Genomic DNA, 20,002 nt, shown 5'->3' on the forward strand with positions numbered 1-20,002 from the left:
TGGCGAAACCCGCGCAGGCGGACAAACGGATAATGCTTGCCAACGGACGAGATATTCTCATCTATGTCTGCATGTTCGCCCGCCTGCCATCGCTCTCCGCCCTGCGCAGCTTCGAGGCCGCGGCCCGGCTCCGCAGCTTCAAGGCGGCGGCGGCGGAGCTCTCGGTCACGCCCACCGCCGTCTCGCACCAGATCCGCGGGCTCGAGGCGCAGATGGGGCTTGCCCTCTTCACCCGCGGCACGCGCAGCGTGGAGCCGACGCCGGCGGGCCTGCGCCTCGCCGGCGCGGTGCACAGGGGGCTTGCCGAGCTTCTCGCCGGTGTCGAGGAGGCCGCCGAGGCGGAGACGGTGCTGACCGTCACCACCACCCCGGCCTTCGCCGCGCTCTGGCTGGTGCCGCGGCTCGCGGGCTTCCGGCAGGCCTGCCCGCGCATCCGCCTGCGGCTGGAGACCGATACCGATCCGGTCGATCTCCGGCGCGACCGGCGGGTCGATCTCGCGATCCGCTACGGTGCGGCGCCGGCAGCGGGGCTGGAGGCGACCGCCCTGCCGCCGGAACGCATCGGCGCCCATGCCGCGCCCGGCCTTGCCGGGGCGCTGGAGGCATCCGCCCCGGTCCTGCTCGAGACCGCATGGGCCCGCCCCGGCCTGCCGGAGGCCGGCTGGCCCGCCTGGCTCGCCGCGGCCGGCCTCGGCGGCCTCGCGGCACGGGCCGAGATCCGCCGTTTCGACCAGGAGCACCACGCGGTGCACTGCGCCCTCGCCGGACAGGGGCCGGTGCTGGCCAGCGGCTATCTCGTCTCCGATCTCGCGGCGCAGGGGCTGCTGCGCCCGCTGCGCCCGGAGATCCACCTGCCCGGGCCGGGCTACACCCTGCTGGCGCGGCCCGATGCCGCGGCCTCGCGCAAGGTCCGGGCGTTTCGCGACTGGCTGCTGGGCGCCTGCGCCGGCGCTCAGCCGGGGTAGCGCGCACCGACAGCGGCGCCGACCGGCAGGCGGGCGTCGAGAAAGGCCCGGTCCGCCTCCGTCAGCGGCACCGCCAGCGCAGCGAGATTCTCCTCGAGCCGCGCCACGCGCTTGGTGCCCGGGATCGGCACGATGTCGGCGCCCTGCCCCAGCACCCAGGCAAGCGCGAGCTGCGCCGGCGTGCAGCGCTTCGCGCGCGCCAGTTCCGCCACCGCATCGGCGAGACGCAGGTTGGCATCGAGGTTCTCGCCGCTGAACCGGGGCGCGGCGCGGCGCCAGTCGTCCCCGGCGAGGTCCTCCACGCGCCGGATCGCCCCGGTCAGCATGCCCCGGCCGAGCGGGCTGTAGGGCACGAAGCCGATGCCGAGCCGCCGGCAGGCCGCGAGGACGCCCGCCTCCACGTCGCGGGTCCAGAGCGAGTATTCCGTCTGCAGCGCGGCGATCGGGTGCACCGCCGCCGCCCGCTCGAGGATTTCCGGGCCGACCTCGGAGAGCCCGACATGCCGGATCTTGCCGGCGCGGACGAGCTCCGCCATCGCGCCCACGGTCTCCTCGATCGGGGTGTCCGGGTCGATCCGGTGGAGATAGTAGAGGTCGATCGTCTCCACGCCGAGGCGGCGCAGGCTCGCCTCGCAGGCCTCGCGCACATAGGCCGGCCGGCCGTCGAAGCTCCGCGCCTCGCCGTCGCGCCGGATGCCGAACTTGGTGGCCAGCACCACCGCGTCGCGCCGGCCCCGGATCGCGCGGCCCACGAGCTCCTCGTTGCGGCCGCGGCCATACATGTCGGCGGTGTCGAGGAAATCCAGCCCCAGCTCCAGCGCCCGGTGGATCACGCGGATCGCCTCCGCCGCGTCGGTGGCGCCGTAGAACTCCGACATCCCCATGCAGCCGAGCCCGAGCGCCGAGACGCGCAGGCCAGAGGTTCCGAGGTTTCGCTTGTCCATTCCGGTTCTCCTTCTCCGGTGTGGGCGCGCCGGCGAGGGCGGGCGCGCCATCGGCCCGCCGCGCCGCGGGCGCCGCGGGTGTCGTTCAGGCGAGCCGCGCGCGGGCATCGCGCAGCGGCCGGTGTGGTTGCCCGGCAGCCCGAGCCCTTTGCCGAGGGGCGCCTCCAGGAACCGCCGCCCGGAGACCGGGAGGCCGGATCTCTTGGAGACGCCCCCAAGCCTGCCCGGCGCCTCCGCCTGCACCGGACGGAGATCGGGGACGGAGCGGCTCCTCTCCCCGGCATCGGCCGGGTGTGTCCCCGCCACCTCCGCAGCGGCGTCCGGCGCAGGGGCGGTGAACCCTGCCGGGTTCGGTCTCCCCGATCGCATGGCAGGATCTCCCCCGGACATCCGCGCGGGCCGCGGCGCCCCGGTGACCGCCCGGATCTATCATTCCAAGAACGGGTGTTTAAGAGACAGCTTCGGCAGCCTATTTTCCAGAAACGGAAAGCATCGCGGGGGCTCGCATGGACTGGGACGATCTGCGCTTCTTTCTCGCCACCGCCCGCGCCGGTGGGCTCACCGAGGCGGCGCGGGGGCTGCGCACCAGCGCCTCCACCGTGTCGCGCCGGATCACCTCACTCGAGACGGCACTCGGCGCGCGCCTCTTCACCCGCCATGCCCGCGGCTATCTGCTCACCGACGAGGGCCGGCGGATGCTCGACCGGCTGGAGGCGGTGGAGGGCGAGATAACGGCGCTCGAGGCGCATCTGCTCGGCAGCGATGCGGCGCTTTCGGGCCCGGTGCGGCTGGCCGCCCCGGTCACCGTGGCGAACCTGCTGGTGATGCCGGAACTGCCGAGGCTGCGCGCGCGCCATCCCGGCATCGAGCTCGAGATCGCCACCGCCATCGGCAACGTGAACCTCACCCGCCGCGAGGCCGATCTGGCGCTGCGCCTCGCGCGGCCGGCGCGCGGGCGGCTCCGGGTGCGCCGGGTCGGCACGGTGGCCCACGGGCTCTTCGGCGCGCGCGACTACGTGGCGGCACACTGCCCCGGCCGGAGCATGGACGAGATCCGGGGCTGCGACTTCGTCCTGTGGGACGAGGCGCTGCGCAACCTGCCGATGGCGCGCTGGCTCGAGGCGCATGTCCGCCAGCCCCGCACCGGCCTCGTCACCAACGATCTGACCACGCAGATCGCCGCCGTGCGCGCCGGGCTGGGGCTCGCCGTGCTCCCCTGCTTCTGCGCCCTGCCGGAGGACGGGCTGGTCTGCCTGATCCCGCCCGGGGCGGCGCTGCGGCGCGCGCTCTACCTGGTGATGCACGAGGAGGTGCGCAGCTCCGCCCGGGTGCGCGCCGTCGCGGATTTCCTGGCCGATGCCATGCGCCTGGCCGCACCGCGCCTCGAGGGGGCCGGTTTCGCGGCCATGGAACAGTCCTGATCGGAGATCATAAAATACAGTCGAATTGACAACACACTGATTTCATTCATAATACTTTATTTAAATACAGTAATAATACCGATTCCGCCAATCGGGAATCGAACAGCGCAATTTCGCGCCGCGCCCGGAGATGGCGACGATTTGCACCCTCCGGGCCCCCGGCCTGTCAACGAGAGGGAGTGGCCGCCATGGCCCGCAAGCATGCACTCTGCATCGGCATCAACGACTATCCCGGCACCGGCAGCGATCTCTACGGCTGCGTCAACGACGCCAACGACTGGGCCGATGCGCTCGAGCGCCGCGGCTTCGCCTGCGAGCGCCTGCTCGACGCCGCGGCCACCGGCGACGCGATCCGCAGCGGGATGGCAGCGCTCGCCCGCACCGGCACCCGCGGCGACATCGTGGTGATCGTCTTCGCCGGCCATGGCTCGGTGGTGCCCGATCTCGACGGCGACGAGGCGGACGGCAACGACGAGTGCTGGTGCCCGCACGATGTCGCGAGCAACGGCGTGATCACCGACGACGAGCTCAACGCCGTCTATGCCCGGCGGCAGGATGGCGTGCGCTGGGTGCTGATCTCGGATTCCTGCAATTCCGGCACCATGTCGCGCCGCTCGCGGCTCGACATCGCCACCGCCGATCTCGCCGCCGCAATGCCGCGCTCGCGCTTCCTGCCGCCCAACTGCTTCCTGTCCGCCGACCGCGTTGCCACCGCCAGCATGGCCGCCGTCGCAAGGGGGCATGTCGCCCGCATCAATGCGAGCCCGCCGGGCCGGCGCGGCGCGCTGCTGCTCGCCGGCTGCCAGGAGGATCAGGAGAGCATGGACGCCTGGTTCGGCGGCCGGCCCAACGGCGCCTTCACCTGGGCGGCGCTGCGCACGCTGGAAGAGCTGCCACCGGAGGCCGATTACGAGGCCTGGTTCGCCGCCATCGGGGACTACCTGCCCTCGTCCCGCTACCCGCAGGAGCCCAATCTCTACGACATCGCCAACCGCCGGAAGAAGTGGCGCGTTCTGGCCGCCGAGAACGAGAACCCCGCCCGGCCCAAGGCGCCGCGCCCGGCGCCGCAGAGCCGCGAGGACGCGCTCTCGGTCGGCCGCGCGCTCGGCGCCGAGGCGCTCGGCCAGGCCAGCCGCAAGCGCGACCGGGCCCGCGCCCGCCGCCGCCCGGTGATCGCCGAGGGCGATTCCTGGTTCAGCATCCCGATCTTCGCCGATCTGCTCGACGAGCTCGAGGACAGCCACGGCTTCGACATCACCAGCGTCGCGCATCACGGCGACACGCTGGAGAGCATGGCCTTCGCCTTCGCCCAGCGAAACGGCTTCACCCGGCAGTTCCTGAAGATGCTCGACCGCGACACGCCCCCCGAGGCGGTGCTGCTCTCCGGCGGCGGCAACGACATCGCCGGCGAGCAGTTCCGCCTGCTGATCAACCCGGCGCGGGGGCTGCATCGCGGGCTGAACGCGGCGATCCTCGACGAGCTGGTGCATGTCCGCCTGCGCGAGGCCTATGCCACGCTGATCGGCGCCATCGGCTTCCTCGCGCGGGAGCGGATCGGCCACGAGATCCCGATCTTCCTGCACGGCTATGCCCATGCGGTGCCGGACGGGCGCGGCTTCGGCTGGATCAACATCGCCGGGCCCTGGCTGCAGCCGGCCTTCCGCGCCCAGGGCTACGAGGAGCTCGACGAGACCCGCGAGATGGTCGCCGCGATCATCGACGCCTTCAACGCCATGCTCGCGAGCCTCGCCGGCAGCCCCGGCATGGCGCATGTGCACTACATGAACTTCGTCGACGTGATGCCGACAGAGGGCGACCACCGCCGCTGGTGGAACGACGAGCTGCACCCGACCGACCGCGGCTTCCGCCTGCTCGCGGAGCGGCTGGCAGCGCGCGTCGAGGCGGTGCTCGGCGGCGGCTGAGCGCCCCCGGGCCGGGTCCCCGGTTCGGCGCCGCCACCAAGCGGGGGCCGCGCGGAACGGGTCGGCCCAGTGGAGGGCGGCGGGCGCGTGCTCCCCCGCCCAGCACCGCCCGGAGCAGGTCACGCGCCTGTCCCCGGCGCCCTGAGGTGCCGCATCGGCATGGCCTGCCGCAGGCCGCCGGGTCACCGTTTCGACCCGCCGAGCCGCCGATCCGCATCGAGAACCGGGGTCTGCCGGACGACCGGCCTCCGCCTGCCATCGATGCGCGGGACGAAACGGGAAATCAGGCGGGAGAGGCGGCAATGGCTCACAGGCATCGGTGTGGCCCGCGGCAACCCTGCGCCCGGCTCTCGCTCGGCCCATCCGGGCACCCGACAAGCGCGCTGGCGAGATGGAATTGGGCAAACGGTAGCCCGAACGGTCCGCCTTACCCACCTCGAGCCAAGTTTCTCAACAATAGCGATCTTTAACCAAATCTTAGACGTATGGGGATAAATCCATATTCATCATTTCAAGTACCTCCACCGCTCCGGCTTCCTTCGTCGCCGCGAAAAGCGGGACGGGCGGACCATGTGAGCCCCGGCTGCGGAAACGGGCACGACGCGCACCCCGGCACCCGCCGCGCGCGGCCGGCTCATACACTACGTCCAGGGACACAAGCCTCGAACGACACCCGCGTCACGGTTATCGAACCGGACCCGCTGGCCCGCCGCGGGGCCACCGGCCGGGCGCGCCGGCTCCACGTCGTGGCGGCCGTACCGTGGAGGACCCGTATCAGGTGATCGCTGTTGAAAGGCCAGCCCGTGCCGCCGGCGGGTCGCCCTAGCTCACGCCTTCCTATGCGGCGTGCGGGTCAGGCCTTCGAGCACCCACGGGCGCCCGGCCCTCACGCCACGCCGCTTGCCGGCCTGTTCGGCACCCCGCTCGGGCGGCGCCTGCGCTGGTCGAAACGGCTCGCCCGCTACGGGCCGCCGCTGCACCGCGGTCTCCCGACCAGCGGACAACGCGGTTCGCCCGTTCGCCGCTCCGGCCGCCGCGAGGGCCGGGGTCGTGCCGACAGGTCGGCCTCAGAGATCGGTCAGCGTGCCGGCATGGGCCTCCGCCGCGAAGGCCAGGGTCTCGGAGAGCGTCGGATGCGGGTGGATGGTGCGCCCGATATCCTCGGCATCCGCCCCCATTTCCACCGCCAGCGCGGCCTCGGCGATCAGCTCGCCCGCCCCGGGGCCGACGATCCCGGCACCGAGCAGCTTGCCGGTCTCCGGGTCGAAGACCAGCTTCGTCAGCCCCTCGCTGCGGCCGAGCGAGAGCGAGCGCCCGGATGCGGCCCAGGGGAAGACGCCCTTCTGCACCGCGATGCCGCGCTCCCTCGCCAGCGTCTCGGTGAGGCCGACCCAGGCGACCTCGGGATCGGTATAGGCGACCGAGGGGATGCCCGCAGGCTCGAAGGCCACGCGGTGCCCGCAGGCCGCCTCCGCCGCCACCTTGGCCTCGTGCACCGCCTTGTGCGCGAGCATCGGCTGGCCGACCACGTCGCCGATCGCGAAGACATGCGGCTGCGCCGTGCGCATCTGCGCATCGACCGGGATGAACCCGGCCCCGTCGAGCGCGATGCCGGCCGCCTCCGGCGCCACCCTGGCGCCATTCGGCACCCGGCCGACGGCGACCAGGATGCGGTCATACGCCCCGGTCCCGGCGCCCTCCGGTCCCTCGAAGCTGGCGGTGAGCCGGGGGCCGGCCGTCACCGCGGTGAGCCTGGTCCGCGTGCGCACGGCGCCATAGAGGCTCGCGATGCGCTTCGCCAGCGGCGCCACGAGATCGCGATCCGCCCCCGGGATGATCTGATCGGCCAGCTCGACGATCTCGATCCGGCTGCCGAGGGCGTGATAGACCTGCGCCATCTCGAGCCCGATGATGCCGCCGCCGACCACCAGCAGGCGCTCCGGAATGTCCGGCAGCGCCAGCGCCCCGGTGCTGTCGACGATTCGCGGGTCCTCCGGCAGGAAGGGCAGCCGCACCGGCTCCGAGCCCACCGCGACGATCGCCTGCTCGAAGCCGAGCGCCTGCGGCTCGGGGCCCTCGATGGCGAGGCTGTTCGGGCCGGTGAAGCGCGCCGTGCCGCGGATCACCCGGACCTTGCGCCGCCTCGCGAGCCCGGCGAGGCCCCCGGTGAGCCGCGCCACCACGCCGTCCTTGAAGCCGCGGAGCGCGTCGAGGTCGATCGCCGGCGCGCCGAAGCCCATGCCGTGGCCTGCGGCCTCCTCGACATCGCCGCGGAGTTTCGCCATGTGCAGCAGCGCCTTGGAGGGGATGCAGCCGACATTGAGGCAGACCCTGCCGAGGCTCTCCCGCGGGTCGATCAGCACCACCTCCCGGCCGAGATCGGCGGCGCGGAAGGCGGCGGTGTACCCGCCCGGCCCGGCCCCGATCACCACCAGCGAGGCGCGGCTTCCGGCCTGCCCGGAGACAGCGGCGGCGGGCGCGGTGACTGCGGGCGCGGCGGCGGGTGCGGCGGCATCGGGCGCAGTTGCAGCGGGCGCGGCGGCGGCGGGCGCGGCGGCGGCGCTCTCGGTCTCGATCCGCATCACGAGGCTCCCGGCGCTCACCCGGTCGCCGATGGCGACCAGCAGTTCCGCCACCACGCCCGCAACCGGCGCGGGGATGTCGAGCGTCGCCTTGTCCGACTCGAGCATCAGGATCGGCGTGTCCACCGCCACCCGGTCGCCCGGCGCCACCGCGATCTCGATCACCGGCACATCCGAGAAATCGCCGATATCGGGGATCGTCACATCGGTCAGCATGGCACCCTCCCTCAGACCGCGATGCGGCGGAAATCGCCGAGCGTGCGGGCGACATGGGCGAGGAAGCGGGCCGCGGCGACGCCGTCCACCACCCGGTGATCCCAGCTCAGGCTCAGCGGCTGCACCAGGCGGGGCTGGAAGGCGGCGCCGTCCCAGAGCGGCTGGGTCTCGGCCCGCGTCATGCCGAGGATCGCGACCTCGGGCGCGTTGATGATCGGCGTGAAGCCGGTGCCGCCGATGCCGCCGAGCGAGGAGATGGTGAAGGTCGCGCCCTGCATTTCGGCGGGTTTCAGCCGTCCGGCGCGGGCGGCGGCGGCGAGGCCGGCCATCTCCGCGGCGATCTCGCGGATGCCCTTGCTGTCGGCGGCCCTGACCACCGGCACCACGAGGCCCTCCGGCGTGTCGGCCGCGACGCCGATGTTCCAGTAGCGCTTCAGCACCACCTCGCCGCCATCGAGCGAGGCGTTGAACATCGGATAGGCCTTGAGCGCGGCGACCACCGCCTTCACCGCGAAGGCGAGCATGGTGATCCTGGCGTCATCGGGCCCGGCCTCGGCGTTCAGCGTCCTGCGGAAGCTCTCGAGCTCGGTGACGTCGGCCTTGTCGAAGTTGCAGACATGCGGGATGACCAGCGCGTTGCGCGCGAGCGCCGGGCCGGAGATCCGGGCGATGCGGCCGAGCGGCTGGCGCTCGACCGGGCCGAACTTCGCGAAATCCACCTCCGGCCAGTCCGGCAGGCCGGCGAGCGCGGGGCCCGCCTGGGGCTGCGCCGCGGGTACCCGGGCGGTCATGCGGGCCTTCACATGGGCCTCGATATCGGCCCGGGTGATGCGGCCCTTGGGGCCGGTGCCGCCGACTTCCGCCACCGCGACGCCGAGGGCGCGGGCATAGGCGCGCACCGAGGGCGAGGCATAGACCGGCCGGCCCGGCTCGGTCGCGGGCGGCGGCGTGGCCGGCTCCGCCGGCGCTGCCGGAGTGGGAGCGGGAACGGGGGCGGGCGGGACTGCCGCGGCCGGCCTTGCCCGCTCGCCGCCCTGTGCGGGGGCCGGTGCGGGAGCTGGTGCGGGAGCTGGTGCGGGGGCCGGTGCGGGCGCCGCTGCCTCGGCGGGCTCCAGCGTCAGCACCGGGGTGCCCTCGCTCACCCGGTCGCCCTCGGCCACCAGCACGGCGACCACGCGGCCGGCGCGGGGCGTCGGGACATCGAGCGTCGCCTTGTCGGATTCGAGCACGATCACCGTGTCGTCGGCGGCCAGCACATCGCCCGGCTGCACCGCGATCTCGACGACGGGCACGTCGCGGAAATCGCCGATATCGGGCACGCGGATCTCGATCGCTGCGGACATCGCTGCCTCCCTCACGCCTGCCACGGCGCCGCGGCCGCCGGGTCGATGCCGAGATCGGCGATGGCGCGGGCCAGCACCTCGCGGCCGAGGCTGCCCTCACGGACCAGCGCGTCGATGGCGGCGAGCGCCACGTGCTGGCGGTCCACCTCGAAGAAGCGGCGCAGCGCCACGCGGCTGGCCGATCGGCCGAAGCCGTCAGTGCCGAGGATGGTCATGCGCGCATCGAGATAGGGCGCGATCTGCCCCGGCACGGCGCGGATGTAGTCCGAGGCCGCGACCACCGGCGCGGTGCCCGCCAGCAGGGTCTCGACATGGGAGCGGGCCGGCGCCTCCGCCGGCATCAGCCGGTTGCGCCGCTCGACCTCGGCGGCCTCGCGGGCAAGCTCGCTGAAGGAGGTCGCCGAGAAGACCTCGGAGGCGATGCCGAAATCGCGCTCGAGGATCTCGGCGGCCGCGATGACCTCGCGCAGGATCGTGCCGGCGCCGAGCAGCCGCACCCTCGGCGCTCCCTCCGCGCCGCGCGCGGCGAAGCGGTAGAGCCCGCGCAGGATGCCCTCCGCCGCGCCCTCCGGCAGCGAGGGCTGGGCATAGTTCTCGTTCATCACGGTGATGTAGAAGAACTCGTCGCGCTTCTCGTCGAGCATCCGGGTCATGCCATGCTCCATGATCACCGCGAGCTCGCAGGCGAAGCAGGGGTCATAGGCGCGGCAGTTGGGGATCGCGGCGGCCCAGAGATGGGAGGACCCGTCCTGGTGCTGCAGCCCCTCGCCGGAGAGCGTGGTGCGCCCTGCCGTGGCGCCCAGCAGGAAGCCGCGGGCGCGCTGGTCGGCGGCGGCCCAGATCAGGTCTCCGACCCGCTGGAAGCCGAACATCGAGTAGTAGATATAGACCGGCAGCAGCTCGGTATCGTGCACCGAATAGGCCGTGGCGGCGGCGGTCCAGGAGCTGATCGCGCCGGCCTCGGTGATGCCCTCCTCGAGGAGCTGCCCGTCGGTCGCCTCCTTGTAGTAGAGCATCGAGCCGGCATCCTCCGGCTCGTAGAGCTGGCCCTTGGGCGCATAGATCCCGACCTGGCGGAACAGGTTGTCCATGCCGAAGGTGCGCGCCTCGTCGGCGACGATCGGCACGAGGCGCGGCCCGAAGCCCTTGTCCTTGAGCAGCGCCCCCATCATGCGCACCGCGGCCATGGTGGTGGACATCTCCTTGCCGCCGGCCTCGAGCGCGAACCTGGCATAGCTCTCCGGCGCCGGGCGCTTCGGCGCGTCGCTGGAGGCGTTGAGCGCGCGCCGCGGCAGAAAGCCCCCGAGCGCCGCGCGGCGGTCCTTGAGATAGGCGATCTCGGGGCTGTTGTCGGAGGGCCGGTAGAACTCCAGCGCCTCCACCGCCCGGTCGCTCAGCGGCAGGTCGAAGCGGTCGCGGAAGGCGCGCAGCGCCTCGACGTCGAGCTTCTTGGCCTGGTGCGCGGTCATGCGCGATTCGCCGGCGCCGCCCATGCCATAGCCCTTCTTGGTCTTGGTCAGGATCACCGTCGGCTGGCCCTCATGCGCCCTGGCGGCGGCGAAGGCGGCGTTGAGCTTCTTGAGATCGTGCCCGCCGCGCTTCAGCGCGTGGATCTCGGCATCCGACATATGCGCCACCAGCGCGGCGCTCGCCGGATCGGCCTCGAAGAACTTGTGGCGGTTGTAGTCGCCATCCTTCGAGCCGAGGTTCTGGTATTCGCCGTCCACCGTCTCGGCGAAGCGGCGCAGCAGCACGTGGTCGGCGTCGCGGGCGAAGAGGTTGTCCCACTCCGAGCCCCAGAGCACCTTGATGACGTTCCAGCCGGCACCGACGAAGAGCGCCTCGAGCTCCTGGATGATCTGGCCGTTGCCGCGCACCGGGCCGTCGAGCCGCTGCAGGTTGCAGTTGACGATGAAGGTCAGGTTGTCGAGCCCCTCCCGCGCCGCCAGCGTCAGCGCGCCGACGCTCTCCGGCTCGTCCATCTCGCCATCGCCGAACACGCCCCAGACATGGCGGCCCGCGGTGTCGGCCAGCCCGCGCGCCGCGAGATAGCGCATGAACCGCGCCTGGTAGATCGCCGACATCGGCCCGATCCCCATCGAGCCGGTCGGGAGCTGCCAGAACTCCTTCATCAGCCAGGGATGCGGATAGGAGCAGAGCCCCTGCCCCGGCACCTCCTGGCGGTAGTTGGCGATGTCGGCCTCCGAGAGCCGGCCCTCGAGGAAGGCGCGGGCATAGACGCCGGGCGCCGAATGCGGCTGGAAATACACCAGATCGCCGCCGAAATCCGGCGTGCGGGCCCGGAAGTAATGGTTGAAGCCGACCTCGAAGATCTCCGCCGCCGAGGCATAGGAGGCGATGTGCCCGCCGAGCTCGCCATAGGCCCGGTTGGCGCGCACCACCATCGCCAGCGCGTTCCAGCGGATCAGCGAGGTGATGCGCTCCTCGAGCGCGAGATCGCCGGGATAGGCCGGCTGCTGGGCCAGCGGGATGGTGTTGCGATAGGCCGAGAACGGCAGCCCCGCCGTGGTCACCCCGAGCCGTCGCGCGCGCTCCCAGACCTGGCCGAGCACGAACTGCGCGCGGTCGCGCCCCATCTCGCGGGTCAGCGACTCGAGTGCGTCGAGCCATTCCGCCGTCTCGGTCGGATCGGGGTCGTGCATGACATTGGGCAGGCGGTGGGTGGCCGTCATTCTTTCCTCCTGGGCTTGCGCGAGGATAGACCGCAGCGCGCGCGCGGTGTCGGCAAATTATCGGCACCGGATGATGTCTTGCGCTAGGATCTTGCGCGATCGGGCGGAACAACGCAGGGAACGGGCACGGATGGCGCATGAACTGGACGATATCGACCGGCGGATTCTCCGCGAGCTGCAGGCCGACGGGCGCCTCACCCATCAGGAGCTGAGCGACCGGATCGGGCTCTCTCCGTCCCCCTGCGCACGGCGCATCCGCAAGCTCGAGACCGAGGGCTACATCACCGGCTATGCCGCGCGCATCGACGAAGCCTCGATGGGCTTCGGCTTCAGCGTCTTCGTTTCGGTGCGGCTCGACCGGCAGGTGGACGACCGGCTCGGCAGCTTCGAGCGCGAGATCGCCCGCTGCGACGAGGTGGTGGACTGCTGGCTGATGACCGGCAGCTTCGACTACCTGCTGCGCGTCGCGGTGCGCGACCTGCACGAGTTCGAGCGTTTCCTGACCGGGCGGCTGACGCGGTTTCCCGGCGTCGCCTCGATCGAATCCTCGATCCCGATCCGCCGGGTCAAGGGCGGCACGACGCGGCTCGGCTGAGCCCCGCCTCAGCCGGCGAACTCGGCCCGGATCGCCGCGCTGTGCTCGCCGAGCCGCGGCACGGGCCGCATCTCCGGCGCCGCGCCCGCCACCAGCGCCGGCGGGGCAATCACGTCGAGCGGCCCGGCCTCGGTCGGCACCGAGACGGTGCGCAGGGCAGGATGCGCGATCAGCGCGTCGATGTCGTTGAGCCGGCCACAGGCGAGCCCGACCCGCTCGAGCAGTTCCATCGCCTCCGCCCCGGTCAGCGCGGCGAAGCGCGCCGCCACCAGCCGCTCCAGCGCTTCGCGATTGGCCAGCCGCGCCATGTTGTCGGCGAATTCCGGCGCCCGCGTGATCGTCTCGTCGCCCAGCACGCCGGCGCAGAAGGCGACCCATTCCCGGTCGTTCTGCACCGAGAAGATCACCGACAGACCGTCGGCGCAGCGATAGGCGCCATAAGGCGCCAGCGAGGGGTGCTGCACGCCGGCGCGCCGGGTCTCGCGGCCGCCGAGGCTGCGCTGCAGGAAGGGCACGTTCATCCAGTCCGCCACCGCGTCGAAGAGCGAGACCTCGATCTGCCGGCCGAGGCCGGTGCGGCCGCGCGCGATCAGCGCCTCGAGGATCGCCGCATGTGCCGACATCCCGGCCGCGATGTCGCAGACCGAGACGCCGACCCGGGCCGGCCCGTCCGCCGTGCCCGTGATCGCGCAGAGCCCGGTCTCGGCCTGCACGATCAGGTCATAGGCCTTGAGCGAGGCATAGGGTCCCGCCTCGCCGAAGCCGCTGATCGAGCAGGTGATCAGCCCCGGCGCCTCGGCCCGGAGCGCCGCCGGCGCCAGCCCCATGCGGCCGAGGGCGCCGGGCTTGAGGTTCTGGATCAGCACGTCGGCCGAGAGGATCATGCGGCGCAGCAGCGCGATGTCGGCGCCGTCGCGCAGGTCGAGGCAGACCGACTCCTTGCCCCGGTTGAGCCAGACGAAATAGGCGCTCTGCCCCCTGGCGAGGGTGTCGTAGGCGCGGGCGAAATCGCCGGTCTCGCGCTCGATCTTGATCACCCGGGCGCCGGCATCGGCCAGCCGCGAGGAGGCATAGGGCGCCGCCACCGCCTGCTCCACCGCCACCACCGTGAGCCCTGCAAGCGGGCCTTCCGCCGTTTCCGTCATGCGCTGTGCCCCCTGTCCTGCGGCGCCTCGATCTCGGCCAGGCTGTCGAGGATCGGCGCGCCGCCCTTGATGATGTCCTCCTCCATCGCGGTGGCCAGCCGATCGGCATCGCCCGCCGCCAGCGCGTCGAGGATGTGCTCGTGCGGATGGCGGCCATCCAGGCTCACCGGCCTGCCACGATAGAGAAAGTTGAGGAACGGCCCGGTCTGCACCCAGAGCTGTTCGATGAGCGAGATCAGCGTCTCCTGCCCGCAGGCGCGGTAGATCTCGAAATGGAAGGCCCGGTTGAGCGCCATCGTGTCCTTGTAGCGCCCTTCCTGCTTGGCCCGGATCATCCGGTCATGCACCGCCCCGAGCTCGTCCAGCAATGCCTGCGGGGCCACCGCCATCGCGTTGCGCGCCGCGAGCCGCTCCAGCGCCACGCGGATGTCGCAGAGCTCGGAGAACCGCGCGCGGGTGAGCTGCGGCACCCGCGGCGAGCGCCCGGGCTCCACCGTCAGCGCATGTTCGGCGACGAGCTGCATCAGTGCCTCGCGTATCGGGGTCTGGCTGGTGCCGAGCTGCTCGGAGAGGGTGCGCAGCTTGAGCGCCTCGCCGGGTTCGAATTCCCCGGCCATGAGCCCCTTGCGGATCTCGTGATAGGCGCGCGAGGCGAGGTTTGTCCGCGGAAACTCCTTCATGCATCTCCAATCCGCCCTGGGCCCTCGGGCCTTCCCAGCATTTCAGATCGCAGGCTGTCAATCACCTTCGCCATGATTTTTATAAAATATCCCAACAATGTACAGGGTGTCGCCGACACGCCTGCCGCCGGCCGGTGCACGACCGTGGCGGGCCGGCGCCGCGTGGAAAACCCGCTTGACCAATACCCGGCACCGATGTATCGAATTCTGAATTCAGAGTTCGGAATGCGCTCATGCTCCAACCCGCCCCCAGCCTGAGCGATCAGGTCTATGACGCCATCGTCGACGAGGTCTGCAACGGCCGCCTCGCCCCCGGCACGCATCTGGTGCAGGAGCGGCTGGCGGAGCGCTTCGGGGTCTCGCGCCAGCCGGTGCAGCAGGCGATGAGCCGGCTCAAGGCCGATGGCATCGTCGAGGAGATCGGCCGGCGCGGGCTCTTCGTCTCGCGGCTCGATCCGGGCCGGATGCGCGACCATTACGGCATCCGCGGCGCGCTCGACGGCTGGGCGGCGCGGACCGCCGCGGTGCGCGCCGGGGCCGACCGCGCGTTCCGGCAAGCGCTCGGCGACGACGGGCGCAGCTTGCTCGCGGCGGGCCGGGCGGCAGCGGCGGCGGGCGATGTCGCGGCACTGGTGCGCCACGACCTCGACTTCCACTTCCTGCTCTACGGCGCCTCCGGCAATGCCCTGCTGGCGCCGACGGCCGAGCCGCACTGGCGGTTCCTGCGCCGCGCCATGGGCGATGTCCACCGCATCGCCGAGGCGCCCGAGGCGATCTGGGCACAGCACGCCGCGATCCTCGAGGCGGTGCTGGAGGGCGACGGCGCGGCGGCCGAGCGGGCCGCCATCCTGCATGTGGAGAACGCCGCGCGGCTGCTCGCCCGGGTGCTCTCCGAAACCGAGACCCCCGCCGGAGAGGGAGGCACCGCATGACCCCGATCCCCACCGTCGGCCAGATGCTGAGCGCACAGGCCCGGCTGCAGCCCGACCGCATCGGCGCGCGCGACCTCTCCCGCGCGATGTCGTTCCGGCTCTGGAACGCCCGCGCCTGTCGGCTGGCCAATGCGCTGACCGGGCTCGGCCTCGCCCAAGGCGACCGCATCGGCGTGCTCGCCTGGAACCGGGTGGAATGGCTCGAGATCTATGCCGCGGTGGCCAAGGCGGGCCTTGTCGCGGTGCCGGTGAACTTCCGCCTGGTGGCCGGGGAGATCCGCTTCATCCTGCAGGATTGCGGCGTCGCGGCGGTGATCGCGGAGGACGGGCTGGCCGGCGCCATCGAGGAGATCCGCGGCGATCTCGGGCTGCCGGACAGCCGCTACATCCGCCTCGGCGCCGCCTCCGCCCCGGCCGGCTGGCACGACTACGAGGGGCTGATCGCCCGCGCCGCCGAGACCGAGCCGGACGCCCGCGTGACGCCGGAAAGCCCCTGGTGCCTGATGTATACCTCGGGCACCACCGGTAACCCCAAGGGCGCCATCCGCGGCCATGGCGGCGCCGGGCTGCTGGCGCTGATGACGCAGGTCGAGCTCGGCCTCGCGCGGCGCGACGAGGCGCTGCTGGTGATGCCGCTCTGCCATGCCAACTCGCTCTACTTCTTCGTCTCGTTCCTCTATTGCGGCGCGGCGACGGCGGTGTTCTCGCGCCCCAGCTTCGATGCCGAGCTCTGCCTCCGCGCCTTTGCCGAGACCGGCGCCAGCTTCACCTCGCTGGTGCCGACGCAATACGAGATGCTGCTGGAGGCACCCCGCCCCGCCGGCGATTTCGCGCGGGTCGAGAAGCTGATGATCTCCTCGGCCCCGGCGCGGGTGGAGACCAAGCGGCGGGTGATGGAGATGTTCCCCAATTCCGGGCTGTTCGAGCTCTACGGCTCCACCGAGGCGGGCTGGGTGACCATGCTGCACCCGGACGAGCAGTTCGACCATCTCGGCACGGTCGGCCGCGAGGTGACCGGCTCGCGCCCGGTCAGGCTGCTCGGCGACGACGGCACCGAGGTGCCGGATGGCGAGCCGGGGGAGCTGTTCTCCTGCGGGCCCTATGCCTTCGACGGCTACTGGAACCTGCCCGAGAAGACCGCGGAGGCGTTCCGCGGCGACCATCTCAGCGTCGGCGATGTCGCCCTGCGCGATGCCGACGGCTTCATCCGCCTGATCGACCGCAAGAAGAACATGATCATCACCGGCGGCGAGAACGTCTATCCCACCGAGGTCGAGGCCGTGCTGGCGCAGCACCCCGCGGTGCGCGACGTCGCCGTGGTCGGCCGGCCGGACGAGCGCTGGGGCGAGCGCGTCGAGGCGGCCATCGTGCTCCGCGCCGGTGCCGCCGCCTCCGCCGAGGAGCTGATCGACTGGGCCCGCCCCCGCCTCGCCGGCTTCAAGCGGCCCCGCGCCATCACCTTCCTCGCCCCCGACGAGATGCCCCGCACCGCCACCGGCAAGATCCAGCACGGGGTGCTGCGCGACCTGATCGCCCGCCGCGGCGCCGCCGGATGAGCCCTTCCCCAAAGGAGACCAGAATGACCGAAACGCAGGACCTCAACGCCGACGAGCGCAGCGTCGCCGCCTGGATCGCCAGGGCGCTGGCAATGCGCGGCATAGACCGGATCTTCGGCCTGCAGGGCGGGCATATCCAGCCGATCTGGGACCATGCCGCCCGCCAGGGGCTGCGCATCGTCGATGTCCGCCACGAATGCGCGGCGCTGCACATGGCCCATGCCCATGCCGAGCTGACCGGCGGCCTCGGCGTCGCCATGGTGACCGCGGGCCCCGGCGTCACCAACTGCGTGACCGGCATGGCCAACGCCGCGCTGGCCCGCGCGCCGGTGCTGCTGATCGGCGGCTGCACCTCGCGCCCGCAGGCCAACATGGGCCCGCTGCAGGACATTCCCCACACCGACATCATGCGCCCGGTCAGCCGCTTCTCGCGCACCGCGCGGGTGCCGGACCAGGTGCTGCGCGAGCTCGACGAGGCGATCGCGCGCGCCATGGGCGACGGCGGCGAGCCCGGGCCGGTCTATCTCGAGATCCCGACCGACGTGCTCCGCGCCCATCTGCCCGAGACGCTGGTGCCGGCCGACTGGCTCGCGCCCAAGCCGGCGCGCCGGCCGGTGCCGGTGCCCGAGCGCGTCGCCGAGGCGGTGGCGGCGATCCGCGCGGCGCGGCGCCCGCTGGTGATCTCGGGCCGCGGCGCGCGCGGCGCCGGGGCCGAGCTGCAGCGCTTCCTCGAGGCCGCGGATGCGCTCTATCTCGACACCCAGGAGAGCCGCGGGCTGCTGCCGCCCGGCCATCCCGCGAATGTCGGCGCGGTGCGCGCCGCGGCGATGGGCCAGGCGGATCTGGTGATCACCCTCGGCCGCAAGCTCGACTACCAGGTCGCCTTCGGCTCGCCGGCGGTGTTCCCGGATGCACGGTTCGTCCGCATTGCCGACACCGCCGGAGAGCTGATCGACAACCGCCGCGGCGAGCCGGAGATCCTCGCCGATGTCGCCCTCGCCCTCGAGGCGCTGAGCGATGCGCTCGGCAACGCGGCCGGGGAGCGCGACACCGGCTGGCTCGAGGGCCTGCGCGCCAAGCACCGCGAGCGGATCGAGCGCGGCGCCGCCACCCCGGCACCGCGCACCGGCGGCGACGGGCACATCCACCCGATGGCGATCTTCGAGGCGATCCGCGGCGTGGCGGATCCGGACTATCTCGCGGTGGCCGATGGCGGCGATCTGCTCAGCTTCGCCCGCGTCGGCCTCGCGGCCCGGACCTACATGGATGCCGGTGCCTTCGGCTGCCTCGGGGTCGGCGTGCCCTTCGCGATCGCCGCGGCGCTGGCCGAGCCCGGCCGGCAGGTGATCTCGGTGAACGGCGACGGCGCCTATGGCATCAACGCCATGGAGATCGACACCGCGGTGCGCCACGGCGCCCGGGCGGTGTTCATCGTCTCCAACAACGCCGCCTGGAACATCGAGCGCTACGACCAGGAGGCGAACTATGGCGGCCGGGTGGTCGGCACCACGCTGCAGCACGGCGACTATGCCGCGATGGCGCGGGCCTTCGGCGCCCATGGCGAGCGGGTGGAGGACCCGACCGAGCTGGCCGGCGCGATCCGCCGCGCGCTGGAGAACGCGCCCGCCGTGGTCGATGTGGTGACCTCGCAGGACGCGGTGTCCTCCGACGCGCAGAAGGGCCTCGGCTTCGTGCCCGACTACCAGGCCCTCACCGCCTGGGACGAGGCCGAACGCCGCCGCCGCGGCGAGCTCTAGCGCCTTCCGGCCGGCCGTCGCCCGGTCCCTGCACCGACGCGCGCAAGCCCTCGTGCCCCCGCGGGGGCATCGGCTCATCAATGCCGGTGCGGATACGCGCGAGCGCCCCTCGCGCCCGCGCCCGGGGCATCGGAGACCATGCCGATGCCCCCCGAAGCGCGCCGCGGTTTCCCTGTCACCAGCCGCCGGCGCCCAGGCCAAGCGGCTAGCGCCCCTGCCCGCCCGCGCCAGCGGCGGATGACGGAACCGGCCATCACCCGCCCGATATGGCTCTCCGGCCGGTCGAACCGGCCGGCGCGGCACGGTACACCGCTTCGTCCCGCCGACGGCCGCGGCACTGGCCCGGCGGATCGAACCGATACCGAACCGGCCACTCCCGGCCCTGACGGATCCCGCATCGATCCGGCCGGGGTCGCCAGGGGTCCCGCCCACCATGCCGTGCCGACCAATCTGCGCGAGCGCCGCCCCGCGCCCCTGCCCGCGGCCAAGACCGTCGCCAACGCGATCATCGGACGACTAGTCCCCCCGGCGCGCGTTGAGGCAGGTTCTCATCGCTCACGGTGACCGGCGCCGGCAATCCGACAACGCCCCGCTCGCCATGGACGCCTCCCCGACCACCACCACCGCGGCAACGGCTCCCTCGCCATGCGCTTGCAGCAGGAGGTTGCGGATGCCGGCGATCGGCCGCGCCCTCTCTGCCCCCGAGGCAAGGATGCTGGCCGGGCTGCCCATGCGCTCCCCTGATACAGGCGCAAGGCAGCCGATCTCCGCGCCCCAGCCATGCATTTCGGAGAGACAAGCGAAGATCATGCCCACGACGCACCAGCACGCGCCCTCGCGAACCGGCACCACGATATCCGGATGGTGCCGCCCCATCACCCGCATCCGCGCCATGACGCGGACCGGCCAGCCGCTCCCGAAACCGGCTTTGCGCTCCCGCCCGACGGGCAACCCGCCACCGGTGGCCCGCGCCTCACGCATTGATCCGGGCCGTGCGGTTCCCGGAACCGAGGAAGGGCGCACCTCCGACCTGCCCCAGACACAGGCAAGCCACAGATGCCAGACCGCCCGGAGCCGCATGGCCGCCGTGCAATGGGCCCCACCGAACCCGGCCCCCAGCAGCGCACCGTTCCCGGCATGACCAGCGGAAGAGCGCTAAAAAGACCTCCGCGCACAACCTGGCGTCGCCACGCGCCCAAGGGAGGCGCCAAGCTACAGCCACCGGACGAGGTCGACCTCCACAGTTCCGGT

Annotated in this window: 14 protein-coding genes; 7 read left to right on the forward strand and 7 right to left on the reverse strand. The window is 72.4% G+C overall.

Annotation, left to right across the window (positions count from 1 at the left end; all coding sequences use genetic code 11):
* Window positions 1–32: 32 nt before the first annotated feature.
* Window positions 33–965, forward strand: coding sequence for a LysR substrate-binding domain-containing protein (locus QSJ97_RS07840; protein WP_285671155.1), 933 nt, complete (start codon window positions 33–35; stop codon window positions 963–965).
* On the opposite strand, the gene QSJ97_RS07845 is transcribed toward QSJ97_RS07840, so the two are convergent.
* Entirely contained in the window at window positions 953–1,909 is a 957-nt protein-coding gene (locus QSJ97_RS07845) for an aldo/keto reductase (protein WP_285671156.1), read from the reverse strand. The genes QSJ97_RS07840 and QSJ97_RS07845 overlap by 13 nt on opposite strands.
* A gap of 506 nt (window positions 1,910–2,415) precedes the next feature.
* Between QSJ97_RS07845 and QSJ97_RS07850 the strand changes: the two genes are divergently transcribed.
* Both QSJ97_RS07850 and QSJ97_RS07855 read left to right on the forward strand, forming a co-directional pair.
* Complete coding sequence (locus QSJ97_RS07850) at window positions 2,416–3,330, forward strand: LysR family transcriptional regulator (protein ID WP_285671157.1); 915 nt, start codon at window positions 2,416–2,418, stop codon at window positions 3,328–3,330.
* A gap of 188 nt (window positions 3,331–3,518) precedes the next feature.
* A complete protein-coding gene (locus QSJ97_RS07855; protein ID WP_285671158.1) occupies window positions 3,519–5,252 on the forward strand; it encodes a caspase family protein in 1,734 nt (577 codons plus the stop codon).
* Window positions 5,253–6,319: 1,067 nt separating this feature from the next.
* Here the strand turns inward: QSJ97_RS07855 and lpdA are convergent.
* Genes lpdA through mdeB form a run of 3 tightly spaced genes read right to left on the reverse strand, consistent with a single transcriptional unit; the run spans window position 6,320 to window position 12,086 of the window.
* Window positions 6,320–8,050, reverse strand: coding sequence for a dihydrolipoyl dehydrogenase (lpdA, locus tag QSJ97_RS07860; protein ID WP_285671159.1), 1,731 nt, complete (start codon window positions 8,048–8,050; stop codon window positions 6,320–6,322).
* Between the two features lie 11 nt (window positions 8,051–8,061).
* Window positions 8,062–9,393, reverse strand: a complete 1,332-nt coding sequence (locus QSJ97_RS07865) for a 2-oxo acid dehydrogenase subunit E2 (RefSeq protein ID WP_285671160.1) — start codon at window positions 9,391–9,393, stop codon at window positions 8,062–8,064.
* 11 nt (window positions 9,394–9,404) lie between these two features.
* Window positions 9,405–12,086, reverse strand: a complete 2,682-nt coding sequence (mdeB, locus tag QSJ97_RS07870) for an alpha-ketoglutarate dehydrogenase (protein WP_352231060.1) — start codon at window positions 12,084–12,086, stop codon at window positions 9,405–9,407.
* Window positions 12,087–12,216: 130 nt separating this feature from the next.
* On the opposite strand from mdeB, the gene QSJ97_RS07875 reads away from it, so the two are divergent.
* Complete coding sequence (locus tag QSJ97_RS07875) at window positions 12,217–12,681, forward strand: Lrp/AsnC family transcriptional regulator (protein ID WP_285671161.1); 465 nt, start codon at window positions 12,217–12,219, stop codon at window positions 12,679–12,681.
* 8 nt (window positions 12,682–12,689) lie between these two features.
* Here QSJ97_RS07875 and QSJ97_RS07880 read toward each other — a convergent pair whose 3' ends face one another.
* Window positions 12,690–13,826 (reverse strand): CaiB/BaiF CoA transferase family protein, encoded by a 1,137-nt coding sequence (locus QSJ97_RS07880; protein ID WP_285671162.1) that lies wholly within the window; start codon window positions 13,824–13,826, stop codon window positions 12,690–12,692.
* A complete protein-coding gene (locus QSJ97_RS07885) occupies window positions 13,823–14,506 on the reverse strand; it encodes a GntR family transcriptional regulator (protein ID WP_285671163.1) in 684 nt (227 codons plus the stop codon). Before QSJ97_RS07885 ends, QSJ97_RS07880 begins: the two co-directional genes overlap by 4 nt.
* Window positions 14,507–14,739: 233 nt before the next feature.
* Between QSJ97_RS07885 and QSJ97_RS07890 the strand changes: the two genes are divergently transcribed.
* From QSJ97_RS07890 to QSJ97_RS07900, 3 genes are read left to right on the forward strand one after another with little or no spacing between them, the layout of a single operon-like run.
* A complete protein-coding gene (locus QSJ97_RS07890; protein WP_285671164.1) occupies window positions 14,740–15,438 on the forward strand; it encodes a GntR family transcriptional regulator in 699 nt (232 codons plus the stop codon).
* On the forward strand, window positions 15,435–16,994 hold the full coding sequence (locus QSJ97_RS07895; RefSeq protein WP_285671166.1) for a class I adenylate-forming enzyme family protein: 1,560 nt from the start codon (window positions 15,435–15,437) through the stop codon (window positions 16,992–16,994). The genes QSJ97_RS07890 and QSJ97_RS07895 overlap by 4 nt, the downstream gene beginning before the upstream one ends.
* A 23-nt stretch (window positions 16,995–17,017) precedes the next feature.
* On the forward strand, window positions 17,018–18,751 hold the full coding sequence (locus QSJ97_RS07900; RefSeq protein WP_285671167.1) for a 2-hydroxyacyl-CoA lyase: 1,734 nt from the start codon (window positions 17,018–17,020) through the stop codon (window positions 18,749–18,751).
* Window positions 18,752–19,306: 555 nt separating this feature from the next.
* Here QSJ97_RS07900 and QSJ97_RS07905 read toward each other — a convergent pair.
* Entirely contained in the window at window positions 19,307–19,732 is a 426-nt protein-coding gene (locus tag QSJ97_RS07905; protein WP_285671168.1) for a hypothetical protein, read from the reverse strand.
* Window positions 19,733–20,002 lie beyond the last annotated feature (270 nt).

Origin of the sequence: Paralimibaculum aggregatum, assembly GCF_030270585.1 — a bacterium.
GTDB lineage: Bacteria > Pseudomonadota > Alphaproteobacteria > Rhodobacterales > Rhodobacteraceae > Thermohalobaculum > Thermohalobaculum aggregatum.

Bases quoted from the DNA above. Each gene is read 5' to 3' on its own strand.
- QSJ97_RS07880 (WP_285671162.1), bottom strand. From the start codon at position 13,826: ATGACGGAAACGGCGGAAGGCCCGCTTGCAGGGCTCACGGTGGTGGCG.
- QSJ97_RS07900 (WP_285671167.1), top strand. From the start codon at position 17,018: ATGACCGAAACGCAGGACCTCAACGCCGACGAGCGCAGCGTCGCCGCC.
- QSJ97_RS07895 (WP_285671166.1), top strand. From the start codon at position 15,435: ATGACCCCGATCCCCACCGTCGGCCAGATGCTGAGCGCACAGGCCCGG.
- QSJ97_RS07850 (WP_285671157.1), top strand. From the start codon at position 2,416: ATGGACTGGGACGATCTGCGCTTCTTTCTCGCCACCGCCCGCGCCGGT.
- QSJ97_RS07875 (WP_285671161.1), top strand. From the start codon at position 12,217: ATGGCGCATGAACTGGACGATATCGACCGGCGGATTCTCCGCGAGCTG.
- QSJ97_RS07885 (WP_285671163.1), bottom strand. From the start codon at position 14,506: ATGAAGGAGTTTCCGCGGACAAACCTCGCCTCGCGCGCCTATCACGAG.
- lpdA (WP_285671159.1), bottom strand. From the start codon at position 8,050: ATGCTGACCGATGTGACGATCCCCGATATCGGCGATTTCTCGGATGTG.
- QSJ97_RS07855 (WP_285671158.1), top strand. From the start codon at position 3,519: ATGGCCCGCAAGCATGCACTCTGCATCGGCATCAACGACTATCCCGGC.
- QSJ97_RS07865 (WP_285671160.1), bottom strand. From the start codon at position 9,393: ATGTCCGCAGCGATCGAGATCCGCGTGCCCGATATCGGCGATTTCCGC.
- QSJ97_RS07845 (WP_285671156.1), bottom strand. From the start codon at position 1,909: ATGGACAAGCGAAACCTCGGAACCTCTGGCCTGCGCGTCTCGGCGCTC.
- QSJ97_RS07890 (WP_285671164.1), top strand. From the start codon at position 14,740: ATGCTCCAACCCGCCCCCAGCCTGAGCGATCAGGTCTATGACGCCATC.
- QSJ97_RS07905 (WP_285671168.1), bottom strand. From the start codon at position 19,732: ATGCGTGAGGCGCGGGCCACCGGTGGCGGGTTGCCCGTCGGGCGGGAG.
- mdeB (WP_352231060.1), bottom strand. From the start codon at position 12,086: ATGACGGCCACCCACCGCCTGCCCAATGTCATGCACGACCCCGATCCG.
- QSJ97_RS07840 (WP_285671155.1), top strand. From the start codon at position 33: ATGCTTGCCAACGGACGAGATATTCTCATCTATGTCTGCATGTTCGCC.